Annotated in this window: 8 protein-coding genes; 1 reads left to right on the top strand and 7 read right to left on the bottom strand. The window is 68.9% G+C overall.

All coding sequences use genetic code 11. From position 1 onward, the window contains the following. Positions 1-5: 5 nt before the first annotated feature. Genes GLA29479_RS20875 through GLA29479_RS20860 form a run of 4 tightly spaced genes read right to left on the bottom strand, consistent with a single transcriptional unit; the run spans position 6 to position 4,122 of the window. Entirely contained in the window at positions 6-1,808 is a 1,803-nt protein-coding gene (locus GLA29479_RS20875; protein WP_057972729.1) for an ABC transporter transmembrane domain-containing protein, read from the bottom strand. 10 nt (positions 1,809-1,818) lie between these two features. Then, positions 1,819-2,424, bottom strand: a complete 606-nt coding sequence (locus GLA29479_RS20870) for an IMPACT family protein (protein WP_057918590.1) — start codon at positions 2,422-2,424, stop codon at positions 1,819-1,821. Between the two features lie 40 nt (positions 2,425-2,464). Then, positions 2,465-3,571 carry a hypothetical protein gene (locus GLA29479_RS20865; protein WP_057972728.1) on the bottom strand — a complete coding sequence of 369 codons (1,107 nt, stop codon included), beginning with the start codon at positions 3,569-3,571 and terminating at the stop codon, positions 2,465-2,467. Beyond that, positions 3,568-4,122 carry an RNA polymerase sigma factor gene (locus GLA29479_RS20860; protein WP_057918588.1) on the bottom strand — a complete coding sequence of 185 codons (555 nt, stop codon included), beginning with the start codon at positions 4,120-4,122 and terminating at the stop codon, positions 3,568-3,570. Before GLA29479_RS20860 ends, GLA29479_RS20865 begins: the two co-directional genes overlap by 4 nt. 217 nt (positions 4,123-4,339) lie before the next feature. Between GLA29479_RS20860 and GLA29479_RS20855 the strand changes: the two genes are divergently transcribed. Then, positions 4,340-7,387 carry an EAL domain-containing protein gene (locus tag GLA29479_RS20855; RefSeq protein WP_248842769.1) on the top strand — a complete coding sequence of 1,016 codons (3,048 nt, stop codon included), beginning with the start codon at positions 4,340-4,342 and terminating at the stop codon, positions 7,385-7,387. Here GLA29479_RS20855 and GLA29479_RS20850 read toward each other — a convergent pair. From GLA29479_RS20850 to GLA29479_RS20835, 3 genes are all read right to left on the bottom strand, one after another. Then, positions 7,377-9,335, bottom strand: a complete 1,959-nt coding sequence (locus tag GLA29479_RS20850) for a YfbK domain-containing protein (RefSeq protein WP_082638872.1) — start codon at positions 9,333-9,335, stop codon at positions 7,377-7,379. The two genes, GLA29479_RS20855 and GLA29479_RS20850, sit on opposite strands and share 11 nt — an antisense overlap. Positions 9,336-9,553: 218 nt before the next feature. After that, entirely contained in the window at positions 9,554-11,059 is a 1,506-nt protein-coding gene (locus GLA29479_RS20840) for an aldehyde dehydrogenase family protein (protein WP_082638871.1), read from the bottom strand. A 38-nt stretch (positions 11,060-11,097) separates the two neighbouring features. After that, positions 11,098-12,744 carry an acetolactate synthase large subunit gene (locus GLA29479_RS20835; protein ID WP_057972726.1) on the bottom strand — a complete coding sequence of 549 codons (1,647 nt, stop codon included), beginning with the start codon at positions 12,742-12,744 and terminating at the stop codon, positions 11,098-11,100. Positions 12,745-13,358 lie beyond the last annotated feature (614 nt).

Below are 13,358 nucleotides of genomic sequence, written 5' to 3'. Positions count from 1 at the left end.
CCGGTTCAATCGAGAAACTGCAGTTTCGCCAGCTCGGCGTATAAACCGCCCTGCGCGAGCAATTGCGCATGCGTGCCTTCGGCGACGATACGGCCGCGGTCCATGACCACGATGCGGTCGGCCTTTAGCACGGTCGCCAGGCGATGGGCGATGGCCAGGGTGGTGCGGCCTTCCATCAGCGTTTCCAAGGCTTGCTGCACGGCGCGTTCGCTCTGCGCATCGAGTGCGCTGGTGGCTTCGTCGAGCAGCAGGATCGGCGCGTCCTTGAGCAGGGCGCGGGCGATGGCGATGCGTTGCTGTTGGCCGCCCGACAGGCGCGCGCCGCGTTCGCCCAACTCGGTGCCCAGCCCGTCGGGCAGGGCCCCGATGAAATCGGCGGCATGAGCGGCGCGCACGGCCTGGGCGACATCGTCGTCGCTGGCTTCGAGGCGGCCGTAGCGGATGTTGTCGCGCGCGGTGGTGGCGAAGATGGTCGGCTGCTGCGGCACCAGGGCGACGGCTTCGCGCAAGGCGGCCGGGTCGAGCTCGCGCACGTCGACGCCGTCGACCTTGACCGCACCCTGCTGCGGGTCGTGGAAGCGCAGCAGGATCGAGAACACGGTGCTCTTGCCGGCGCCGGAGGGGCCGACCAGGGCCACGGTCTCGCCCGGACGCACGCGCAGGCTGAAATCCTCCAGCGCGGGCAGGTCGGGGCGCAGCGGGTAGTGGAAGCCGACGTGCTCGAAGACCAGTTCGCCGTGCAGCGGCTTCGCCAGCACTTTCGGGTGCGTAGGCGCGCGCACCGCGCTGGATTCGTTGAGCAGTTCGCTGATCCGGCCCATGCCGCCGGCGGCGCGCTGCAGGTCGTTCCAGACTTCGGCGAGGGCGCCGATCGAACCGCCGCCGATCAGGGCGTAGAGCACGAACTGGCCGAGCGTGCCGGCGCTCATGCGCCCGGCGACGACGTCGTGCGCGCCCGACCACAGCACCAGGGTGATCGCGCCGAACACCAGGGTGATGGCGATCGCGGTGACCCAGGCCTGGGCGCTGATGCGCTGGCGCGCGGCCTTCACCGCGATCTGCAGCGACTGGCTGAAACGGCCTTGCTCGTAGGGCTCGCGCGCATGCGCCTGGACCGTGCGCACGGCGCCGAGGGTTTCGCTGGCCAGGGTGTTAGCGTCGGCGACGCGGTCCTGGCTGGCGCGCGAGATCTTCTGCAGCTTGCGTCCGCCGATGACGATCGGCAGCACCGCCAGCGGAATCCCGATCAGGGCGAACACGGCCAGGCGCGGGCTGGTCCAGAACAGCATGCCGAGGCTGCCGATCACCGTGACCGTGCTGCGCAAAGCGACCGACATGCTCGAACCGACCACGCTGCGCAACAGTTCGGCGTCGGCGGTGAGGCGCGAGACCAGCTCGCCGCTGCGGTTGCGGTCGTGGAAACCGGCATCGAGCGCGATCAGATGGCTGTAGAGCTTCTCGCGCAAGTCGGCGACCACGCGCTCGCCCAGCACCGAGACGAAATAGAAGCGGATCGCGGTGGCGAAGGCCAGGGCGATGGCGACCAGGAACAGCAACAGGAAGGCGCGGTCGATCGCGCTGCTGCCGCCGCCGGCGGAGCTCTGAGCGAAGCCCTGGTCGATCATGGTCTTGAACGCGACCGGCAGACTCAGGGTGGCGGCGCTGGACGCGCCGAGGGCGAACAGCCAGGCCACGAACAGGCGGCTGTGCTTGCGCACGAACGGCCACAAGGTCCGCAGACTGCCGATCGGGGCCTTGCGGTCGTCGCGGCGTGAGTCGACCGGGCGGCCGGCGCTGGAATCTGTCATCGGGAGGCGTTCATGGGGAAGGGGCGCGGCCGGGTTGTTCGAGGCGCACGCGATTACGTGTGGCGTCGCGAAGCTGCGCTTTCAAGGCGTCGACCTGCGATTCGGGCAGGCGGACGAGCATGCGCACGCCCTCGGCGCTGTAGCGTTCCTGGTCTTTCTCGGCGCCATGGGCGCTCAGCGCGGCATGCACCGCGCCGGTGTCTTCGAACGGAAACGCGAGCTCCAGCTCGCTGTAGCGCACCAGTTCGCGTCGCTCGGCGCAGCGCAGGCACTCCGCCGCGCAACCGCCGTAGGCGCGGACCAGGCCGCCGGCGCCGAGCTTGATGCCGCCGTACCAGCGGGTCACCACGACCACGACCTGGTCGTAACCCTGGCCGTCGATCGCGGCCAGGATCGGCCGCCCGGCGGTGCCGGCCGGTTCGCCGTCGTCGTTGAAGCGGTATTGGGCGCCGATGCGGTAGGCCCAGCAGTTGTGGGTCGCGGCCGGGTCGCCGACCTCGGCGATGAAGGCCAGGGCCTCTTCCGGTGTGGTCACCGGAGCGGCGAGGGCGAGAAAGCGGCTGTGCTTGACCTCGATCGACAGGCTGGCGCGTGCGGCCAGGGTCGCGGCGGTCACCGGCGGCCGCCCGCGCCGGTGCCGGGCCGGCGGCGCGGGCTCATTTCAGCAGGGCGCGCAGGTCGTCCGGCACCCGCGTCTGCGGATGGGCGCGGTGGAAGCGGCGCAGGCTGTCGCGGGCGAGCTCGGTGTCGCCGCGGTCGCGGTAGCCGCGGATCAGCTCCAGCCATTGCGCCGGGGTCAGGCGGGCTTCCTGGGCGGCATCCGGCATGATCCGGCTGCCGGTGACCTGGACCCGGTCCAGGCTGGTCGAGTCGTTCGCGGCCGCCGGTTGCGCGGTTTCGGCTTGCGCCGGTTGAGCGGCGGCAGGTGCGACCGAGCGCGTGGCATTGCCCATTAACGGTGCCGGTTTGCTGCGCATGTCGCCCTCGGCCTTGGGCGCCGAGGTCGCGGCTGCCGGGGCAGCCTCCTGCAGTTCGTAGCGGCGTTCCCGTGCGAGCTGCGGTTTGGCGGCATCGCTGGCGGGCGCGGCGGCCGGGGCCGGGGCATAGACCGGAGCCGAGGCCGGCGCCGGCGGTGGCGCCGGCGCGTCGATCGGCGTCGCTGCCCCAAAGGCCTGGACGTCGCGGGTCTCGGCACGCTTGGCGGCTCGCTTGTGTTCCTGCTGCCGCTGTTCCGCGCGCAGGCTATCGGCAGCCGCGTCGTTGCGCTTGACGGCTTCCATCGGCGGCGGAGGCGGCGCGACCGTTCGCGCCGGAGGCGAGGGTGGAGCGACCATTCGCGCCTCGGGTAGGGGCTCGGGCGCGGCGACGCTGGTGGCGGCATCGGCCGCACCGGCACTGCTGTCGTAGGCGGAGTCGGTGGCGGCGTCAGCCGCGGCCGGGGCCGCGGCGGCGGATTCGGCCGAGTTCACTGAAGCGGCGGTGGCCTGGTCTTCGCCGACCGACTCCAGCGCCTTGTCCATCGGCCGCAACTGCCAGGCCACGCCGATCGCCAGGGTCAGCGAGGCCGCCACGCCGATCCAGGCCGGCCAGCGCGTCTTGCTGCGCGCACGCGGCGTCTGCGCCACGGCGGCATGGGCGGCGGCGAGGATCTTGGCGTCCAGGGCCGGCGAGGGGCCGTCGTGCGGTCCCAGGCGCAGCAGGCGCTCGGCCAGCTCGCGTTCCTCGGGCGACAGCGGATCGTGGGCGTCGTGACGGCGGTTCATTCGGTCAACCTCGCGCGCAACTTGTCCATCGCGTAGCGCAGTCTGGACTTCACCGTTTCCCTGCCGGCCCCCGTGATGGCGCCGATGTCCTCCAGGCTCAATTCCTGTTCCAGGCGCAGCAGCACCACTTCGCGCTGCTCCTCGGGCAATTCCTCGATCGCCCGCTGCAGGCGGCGGCGCTGTTCGAACTCGGACAGTTCGCGCTCGGGCGTGGTCGGGTCGGCGACCCGGGCGGCGCGCTCGTCGCCGTCGGCCGGTGCCGGCGGGCGGTGCTTGAGGCCGCGCCAGTAGTCGTTCAGGCGGTTGTGGGCGATCCGGAACAGCCAGGTGCTGAACGCCGCATCCGGCTTCCAGCCGTCGCGCGCGGCGATCACTCGCTGCCAGACGTCCTGGAAGAACTCGTCAGCGAGCGCCGAATCACGGATCTGACGCAGCAAGAAACGGTACAAAGGGCCGCGGTGACGCGAATACAGGACCTCGAACGCGGCGGCGTCGCCGCCCGTCCAGGCCAGCATCAGCACGTCATCGCTAGCGTCCGCACCGGAATTCATCCGCGGCAGGGTACGGCCTGGCGACGCAGACGGGAAGCGGTTGCGCACGGGAGAGACGTCGTATAGCGGCGATGGGAGGGCCAGTTGCATGTTCGGAACAACGGTCCGGGAGCCCTGGTGGGGTTGCCGTCTGCCGATCCTGTAAAGCTCGCGTTATCCTGCGCCTTGCGCAGAAGGCGGCGATGCGGTGCACAGTGACGTACTACCAGGGGCAACGGTGAGCGATAGATCGTCCGCGGGCGAGGCGCTCGCCTGCGCGCTGCAGGAGGCGTTGCCGGTCGGCTCCCTCGTGGTGGTCTGCTGGCGTTCGGCCTACGGCCGCCTGTCGGAATCGTTCACGCCGGGCGTCGAGGCGCCCTTGCGCGCCGATGCCGGCGCCTTGCTCGAACGCGACCCGCCCGCGGTCGGCGCGTCCGACGATTGCGGCGGCGACCGCATCGAGGCGGCCTGGTGGCTGGAGGACGGCAGTCGCGCGGCGATCGTCGCCTGCCTGCCGCAGGCCCTGCCGACGCCGTTGCGCGCCGCCTGGCTGGCGATGGCGCGGCGTATCGTCGCCGCCGATCTGTCGGCGGTGCGCGCCCACGCCCGCGCCGAAGCCCTGGAAAAGTCCGAACGCCTGCAGCAGGCCTTGTACGGCATCGCCGACCTGGCCGGCTCCGGGCTGGAGATGACCGACCTGCTCAGCCGCATCCACGGCGTGGTCTGCGGCCTGATGTACGCCGAGAATTTCTACATCGTGCTCTACGACGACGTCGCCGACACGATGCGCTTCCTGTATTTCGCCGACCGCAACGACCCCTACGTGGCCGATCCGCAGCGGGTGATCCGCGGCGACGAGATGCCGACCAGCCTGACCCTGGCCCTGTTGCGCCACGGCGAGCCGCTGCAGGGCAGTTCGGCGGCGCTGCGCGACCTGCTCGGCGTGCCGCCCGACGAGTACCACGGCCCCGACAGCGCCGACTGGCTCGGCGTGCCGATGCGCCGCGACGAACGCGTCTGCGGCGCGATCGTGGTGCAGAACTACGAGAGCGCCGGCAGCTACGGCGAGGAAGACCGGGCGCTGTTGTCGTTCGTGGCCCAGCACATCCTGACCGCGCTCGACCGTTTCGGCGCCCGCGAGGAGCTCGAACGCCACGTCGCCGAGCGAACCTACGCCTTGCAGCTCAGCAACCGCGACCTGCAGGCCGAGATCATCGAGCGCCAGCGCTCGGAACGCCTGCAACGCGCGCTGTTCCGCATCGCCGAGCTGACCATCACTTCCGACACCCTGGGCCGCTTCTATTCGCAAGTCCACGACGTGGTCAGCGAGCTGTTGTACGCGCGCAATTTCTACATCGCGCTGCTGTCCGAGGACGGCGACCGCCTGCAGTTCCCGTACTCGATCGACGAGCGCGACATGATCCGCGAGAGCCGCCAGCTTGCCGGCGGCCTGACCGAATACGTGATCCGCCAGGGCCGGCCGTTGCTGGCCGACCGCCACCGCATCGCCGAGCTCAACAGCCGCGGCGAAGTGCGCAGCCACGGCTCGGCCGCGCATTGCTGGCTGGGCGTGCCGCTGTACCGCGACGACTCGGTGGTCGGAGTGATTGCGATACAGAGCTACTCGCGTGCGATCAGCTTCAATGCCCGCGACCAGGAACTGCTGACCTTCGTCGCCCACCACATCAGCATCGGCCTGGCGCGCAAGCAGGCCCAGGACCGGCTGGTGACCGCGCACGGCGAGCTCGAACAGCGGGTCGCTTCGCGCACCCGCGAGCTGGCCCACACCAACGCCGAACTGCTCGCCCAGATCGGCGAACGCGTGCGCGCCGAACAGAAGCTGACCCACCAGGCCCTGCACGACGCCCTCACCGGCCTGCCGAACCGCGGCCAGTTGCTCGAACGCCTGGACGACGCGATCGCGCGCGCGCGCCGCGAGCAGCGTGCGTTCGCGGTTCTGTTCCTGGACCTGGACCGGTTCAAGCTGGTCAACGACAGCGTCGGCCATTCGGCCGGCGACGAGCTGTTGGTCGAAAGCAGCCGCCGCATCGTCTCGACCGTGCGCAGCAACGACACCGTGGCGCGCCTCGGCGGCGACGAATTCGCGATTCTGATCGAGAACATCGACGGACTCGGCGTGGCCGAGGAACTGGCCTCGCGCGTGCTGCGCACGCTGGGCGAGCCGTGCTGGGTGGCCGGGCGCGAAGTGTTTCCGTCGGCCAGCATCGGCATCGCCATGTGGCACCCGCGTTATCGCAACGGCATCGAGCTGCTGCGCGACGCCGACGCGGCGATGTACCGCGCCAAGGGCGCCGGACGCGGCCGTTGCGCGGTGTTCGACGAGGAGATGCGCGAGCAGGCGATGCGCATCCTCGACCTGGAAGCCGACCTGCGTCGCGCGATCAACGGCGATGCCTTCATCGCTTATTACCAGCCCATCGTGCGCCTCGACGACCACGGCCTGATCGGCCACGAAGCGCTGCTGCGCTGGCGCCACGAGAAACGCGGCCTGTTGCTGCCGCGCGAATTCATCGGCCTGGGCGAGGACAGCGGTCTGATCGAAGAGGCCGACTGGATCCTGTACGGCCGCGTGGTCACCGAACTGGCGCGCGGCGGCGACGGCTACATCTCGGTCAACGTCTCGCCGCGGCATTTCCGTTCAGGCGATTTCGCCGACCGGCTGTTGCGGATGATCGACGAGGCCGGCGCCGATCCGCGCCGCCTGCGTATCGAGATCACCGAGGTCGCCTTGCTCGACGACGTGCCGCGCGCCTTGCGGATGTTGCGCAACCTGCGTAATCACGGGGTGTTGGCGCAGTTGGACGATTTCGGTACCGGCTTCTCTGCGCTGTCGTACCTGCACCGTTTTCCGATCGAGTGTTTGAAGATCGATCAGAGTTTCGTCGCGGGCTTGGTCGGCGAATCGCGTCCGGAAAGCGTCGCGGTGGTGCGCGCGATCCAGGCGCTGGCCGGTACGCTCGGCATCCACACCATCGGCGAGGGCGTGGAAACCGAAGCCCAGCGCACGGCTTTGCGCGAGCTGGGCTGCACCTACGGCCAGGGCTATCTGTTCGGCCATCCCGGCGAACACATCCGCAGCGCGGCGAGCATCGCCGAAGGCTATCGCTCGGGCCTGCTCGAATCGGACGCGGTGGCTGCGTTCGCGGACGGATCGGGCTTGATCGAACTCGGCGCCGACGAGGCCTTCCCCGCGGAGGCCGACCCGATCGACTCCGATCGGGTCGAAGCGGCCGCCGCGAAGGCGGCCTCGACCCTCATTCGCTGACCGCCACGCCCGCGACCGGCCCGACCCGGCCGATCTCGCCGATCTGCACCTTGGCGCGTTCGACCAGGCCGATGAACTCGGCGCGCTGGCCCCAGCGGTCGTCGAGCTTGAGACCGCGCGCGGTGGCGATGATCTGGTCCCAGCCCCAGCCGTCGTACTGGCTGCCGCCGCGCAAGGTGTCGGCGAAGGCCGCGACCGAGGCCGCCATGCGCATCGGCTCGCTCGCGACCAGGCGCAGGCTCGAACGCCTGACCGGCGTTTCGATCAACTGGCTGCGGTCTTCTCCGGGACGCTTGTAGCGCAGCTTGAGGTTGGCGATTTCGCCGCCCTGGCCGAGCGCCGGCGCGCTGCCGGCATAGCGCAGCGCCGGCAGACGCATCGCGCTCGAGCCGACCGGGGTGAGTTCGTACAGCGCGGTGACCTCGTGGCCGGCGCCGATGTCGCCGGCGTCGACCTTGTCGTTGGCGAAGTCCTCGCGCTTGAGCAGGCGGTTTTCGTAGCCGATCAGGCGATATTCGGCGACCTGGGCCGGGTTGAACTCGATCTGGATCTTGACGTCGCGGGCGATGGTCATGAGGGTCGAGCCCATCTCTTCGACCAGCACTTTGCGCGCTTCCTGCAGGGTGTCGATGTAGGCATGGTTGCCGTCGCCGACGTCGGCGAGTTTCTCCGACAGTTCGTCGTTGTAGTTGCCTTGGCCGAAGCCCAGCGTGGTCAGGGCGATGCCGCTCTTGCGCTGATCGGCGACCAGGGTTTCCAGAGCGTTGTTGTCGACCGTGCCGACATTGAAATCGCCGTCGGTGGCGAGGATCACGCGGTTGACGCCGTTGTTGACGTAGGCCTGCTTGGCCATCGCATAGGCCAGGCGGATGCCGTCGCCGCCGTTGGTGCTGCCGCCGGCTTGCAGGCGATCGAGCGCGGCGAGAATCTCTTCCTGGCGGTCGCCCGGCGTGGGCGGCAACACCAGGCCGGCCGAGCCGGCGTAGACCACGATCGAGATGCGGTCCTGCGCGCGCAACTGCTTGGTCAGCAGCGAGAACGAGCTTTTCAGCAGCGGCAGTTTGTCGGGCGAGTCCATCGAGCCCGAGGTATCGATCAGGAACACCAGGTTGGCCGGCGGCAGGGTCTTCTTGGGCACGTCGAAGCCCTTGATGCCGATCATCAGCAACTGGCGCTGCGCATTCCACGGCGCCGGCGCGAGCTCGGTGCTGACCCGGAACGGCGTCGCCAGCGAGGCCGGTGCGGCATGGCCGTAGTCGAAGTAGTTGATGAATTCCTCCGCGCGCACCGCATCGGCGGGCGGCCGTTGGCCGTTGCTGAGCATGCGCCGGACATTGGCGTAGCTGCCGGTGTCGACATCGATCGAGAAGGTCGACAGCGGCTGTTCGCTGGTGCGGTGCACCGGGTTGTCTTCGCGCTCGGCGTATTTTTCCGTGTCGGCGCTGGCCTGGTACATCGGCGGCGGGGGCGGCGGCACGAGTGCGGCGGGAGCCGCCATTTGCGCGGACACACTGCGCTTGAGCATGCGCGGGGCCGGCCCGATGCGGCTGCCGCTGACCTGGACGCGGTCGAGGGTGGTGCTTTGCGCCGCTGCGTTACCGGCCGGCATGGCCTTGGCTTCTGCGAACACTTGCCCTCGCGACCGTTCGGCCGCGCCCTTGGCGCGCGCATCGGCACGGATCGGTTTGGCGGCTTCGGCGAGCGGCGCCGGTGGTGCCGGAGGAGCCGCCGCGGCGCTGGCGGCGGCGTCGGCCGCTGCGGCGGCGTCATCGTGAGGGGCGACTTCGACGACGAGGGCGTCGCCTTCGCTCTTGTCGCGCGACTGCGCCAGCTCGCCGGGCGCCTGGCAGCCGGCGATCGAGAACGCCAGTGCGGTCAGCAAGGCCGCAGTGAGGGGACGGATGGAGCGGAGGTTCGACGACGACTGCGGCGTGGCTCGGACGTTCATGGCGGCTTCCCTGGTGTGTGGACCTGGGAAGTGGAACGTGCCGGTGCTGGGGGTGGGGTTGAGCCTGGCAGAATCTTTTTGCGTGGAGGCCGGGCGGGGGAAGGGGCGGTCGGGGAAGTTGCTCGCTCACCCGGCCCCGTCCGGGGCCGGGTGAGTGGTTGGCTTGTTAGGCCGGCTCTGCAGCGGAAGCGGGGACGTGGCTTCGGAGAAGTCCGGGGTTACGCACCTTCGGTTGGATCGCGGATCACCAATAGCCGCTGTTCGCTCATGTCTTCGATCGCATAGCGCACGCCTTCGCGGCCGAGGCCGGAATCCTTGACGCCGCCGTAGGGCATGTTGTCGACGCGGAAGCTGGGCACGTCGCCAACGATCACACCGCCGACGTCGAGCCGGTCCCAGGCTTTCATCGCATGGTCGAGGCGGCCGGTGAATACGCCCGCCTGCAGGCCGAAATCGCTGTCGTTGACGGTCGTCAGGACCTTGTCGAAATCGTCGAAAGGTTCGATGAACGCCACCGGCCCGAATACTTCCTTGCGGTATAGGTCCGAGTCGCGCGGCACCTTCTCCAGCAAGGTCGCGGGGATCATGTTGCCGTCGCGCGGGCCGGCGACGATACGCTTGGCGCCGCCCTTGACCGCCGCGTCGATCCAGGACTCGATGCGCTTGGCGGCATCGACGTCGACGACCGGGCCGATGAAGGTCTGCTCGTCGCGCGGGTCGCCCATGCGTAAGGCGGCGATCGCGGACTTGAGCTTCTTGCGCAGCTTGTCGTAGATATCGGCGTGGGCGTAGATGCGCTGCACGCTGATGCAGCTCTGCCCGCTTTGGTAGTAGGCGCCGAACACCAACCGCTCGACCACGTGGTCCAGGCTCGCGCCCGGGTCGGCATCGACGATGCAGGCCGCGTTGCCGCCGAGTTCGAGGGTGACCTTCTTCTTGCCGGACCGTGCCTTGAGGTCCCAGCCGATCAGGCCGCCGGTGAAGCTCAGCAGCTTGATGCGCTCGTCCTCGACCAACAGCGAGGCATCTTCGTTCGAGCAGCACAGCACCGAGAACGCGCCTTCGGGCAGGTCGGTCTCGGCCAGCACCTCGGCGATGATCAGCGCGCCGACCGGGGTCTTGATCGCCGGCTTGAGCACGAAGGGACAGCCCGCGGCGATCGCCGGCGCGACCTTGTGCGCGACCAGGTTGAGCGGGAAGTTGAACGGGGTGATGAAGCTGCATGGCCCGATCGGCACCCGCTTGACCATGCCGCGATAGCCGCGGGTGCGTTCGGAGATCTGCAGTTCGATGAGCTCGCCGCCGCTGCGGGTAGCCTCGCCGGCGGCGATGCGGAAGGTATCGATCAGGCGGGTGACTTCGCCGCGGGCATCGCGGATCGGCTTGCCGGCTTCGATGCACAGCGCCAAGGCGAGCTCCTCGAAGCGCTCGCTGAAGCGGCGCACGCAGTGCTCGAGCACGTCGCGACGGCGGTCGGGCGTGAACGCCGCCATCGCTTCGCGCGCCTTGTGCGCGGCGACGATCGCCTTGCGCACCGCCGTGGCGTCGGCCATCGCGACCCGGGTCGCGCGCTTGCCGCTGAATTTGTCGAGCACGTCCAGGGCGGTATTGGCGGCGACCGGGCGGTTGGCCAGGTAATAGGGGTAGCTCGGCTTCAAGCCGCTGCCGGGCTTGGCGGGCTTGGCCGCTTTGCGGCGATCGGACTGCTTCGGCGATCGGGCCATGGAATGCTCCTGGTCGAAAAGGGGGCGGGAGCGCCGCGTCACTGCACGGCGGCGGCGAGGCGTGGAATGTCTTCGTTGAGAATGCGGTCGTCGTCGCGGTAATCGATCGGCACTTCGATCAGGTCGATGCCCGGCGTGTCGAGGGCCTGGCGCAGCAAGGGCGCGAAGGCGTCGCTGGACTCGGGGCGATGACCGCGCGCGCCGTAGCTGCTGGCATAGGCGACGAAGTCGGGATTGCCGAGGTCCATGCCGTAGCTCGGATAGCGTTCGTGGGCCTGCTTCCACTTGATCATGCCGTAGGCGTCGTCGCGCAACACCAGTACGGTGATGTCCAGGCCCAGCCGCACCGCGGTTTCGAGCTCCTGCGAATTCATCATGAAACCGCCGTCGCCGCAGACTGCGACCACCTTGCGGTCCGGGCAGACGATGCGCGCGGCGATCGCCGAGGGCAAGCCCGCGCCCATGGTCGCCAGGGCATTGTCGAGCAATAAAGTATTGGGCTCGGCGCAGCGGTAGTTGCGTGCGAACCACAGCTTGTACAGGCCGTTGTCCAGGCAGACCACGTCGCGCGGCGACAGTGCGGCGCGCAATTCGGCGACCAGACGCTGCGGCGCCAGCGGGAAACGGTCGTCTTCGCTGCGGTCGAGCAGTTGCTCCGACAAGGCGCTGCGCACGCGGTCGAAGAACGAGAAGTCCCAATGCGCCTGCGGCCGCAGCGCCTCCGACAGGCGCCAGACCGAGTGGGCGATGTCGCCGACCACTTCGATCTGCGGGAAATACACCGCATCGACTTCGGCGCTGGCGTAGTTGACGTGGATCACCGTGCGCCGGCCTTCGCGCATGAAGAACGGCGGCTTCTCGATGACGTCGTGGCCGATGTTGACGATGCAGTCGGCGGCGTCGATGGCGCGATGGACGAAGTCGTGGTCCGACAGCGCGGCGTTGCCGAGCCACAGCGGGCCGTTCTCGTCGAGCACGCCCTTGCCCATCTGGGTGGTGAAATAGGGGATGCCGAGTTGGGCGACGAACGCGTGCAGGGTCTTGGCGGTGGTCTTGCGGTTGGCGCCGGCGCCGATCATCAGGATCGGGTGGCGGGCCTGGGCGATGGCCTCGGCGGCGCGTTCGATCGCCTTGTCCTCGGCCACCGGGCGCCGCGAGAACGAGGCCGGTATCAGGCGCGCCTGGGTCGGGTCGCCGGCGATGTCCTGCGGAAGCTCCAGATGCACCGCGCCTGGGCGTTCCTCTTCGGCGCGCCGGAAGGCCTCGCGCACTCGCGCCGGGATGCTGTCGGCGGCGACGATCTGGCGCGTGTACTTGGTCAGCGGACGCATCGTGTCGACCACGTCGACGATCTGGAAATGCCCTTGCTTGCTGGTCTTGATCGGCTTCTGGCCGGTGATCATCAGCATCGGCATGGCGCCGAGTTGGGCGTAGGCGGCGGCCGTGACCAGATTGGTCGCGCCGGGCCCGAGGGTGGACAGGCAGACCCCGGCCTTGCCGGTAAGCCGGCCGTAGGTGGCGGCCATGAAACCGGCGGCCTGTTCGTGGCGAGTCAGAACCAGCTGGATGCTCGAAGTGCGCAGCGATTCGAGCAGATCGAGATTTTCCTCGCCGGGGATGCCGAATACGTATTCGACGCCTTCGGCCTCGAGCGCGGCGACGAACAGATCGGACGCCTTGGTCATGCGGGACTCCGTATCGGGCGGCGGAGCCCGAGCCCGCCGATGGTCGCGCAAATGGCGTTAGCGGTGGGCGATGACCGGGCGCGCGTGAGCGGAACAGTGCGTCGCGTTGCGGAATCGGGGGTGGCGGCGTTACCGGGTCGAGCCCCTGTAGGAGCGGCGTGAGCCGCGACCACGGGATGCGCAGAGCACGCGTTGCCGATGGGATCGATCGAGGCCACGATCCGTCTAAGGGTAGGAGCGGCGCAAGCCGCGACTGGTGCAGACCTTTTGTGGTCGGCGTCGATGTCAGGCTTCGCTTGTCGCTTGTCGCTTGTCGCTCTGCCGGTCGAGGGCAGACCCGGAGGGCGGCGCGCAGGGATGCGCGCCGTTTTTCATCGGGACAGGGATGTCCCGTATGAAAAATCCCTGCGTCGGCATCGCTCGTGCGGGCTTGTGATTCAAAGAAAAGCATTTTTCTTTGGTTACCTTTCTTTTGTTGCTTTAGACAAAAGAAAGTAACCCGCCGCTTTAGTGGCGGAAGCTCTTGGCGTTTGATCTAGCTTCTACAAAAAACATCAAGCAAGAGCAGAGCTTCCGTCCGCTGACGCGGCCGGGTTACTTTCTTTTGCTAAGCC

Origin of the sequence: Lysobacter antibioticus (assembly GCF_001442535.1) — a bacterium.
Taxonomy (GTDB): domain Bacteria; phylum Pseudomonadota; class Gammaproteobacteria; order Xanthomonadales; family Xanthomonadaceae; genus Lysobacter; species Lysobacter antibioticus.
The sequence above is the reverse complement of the archived record's forward strand: the minus strand, read 5'-3'. Positions and strand labels throughout refer to the sequence as shown.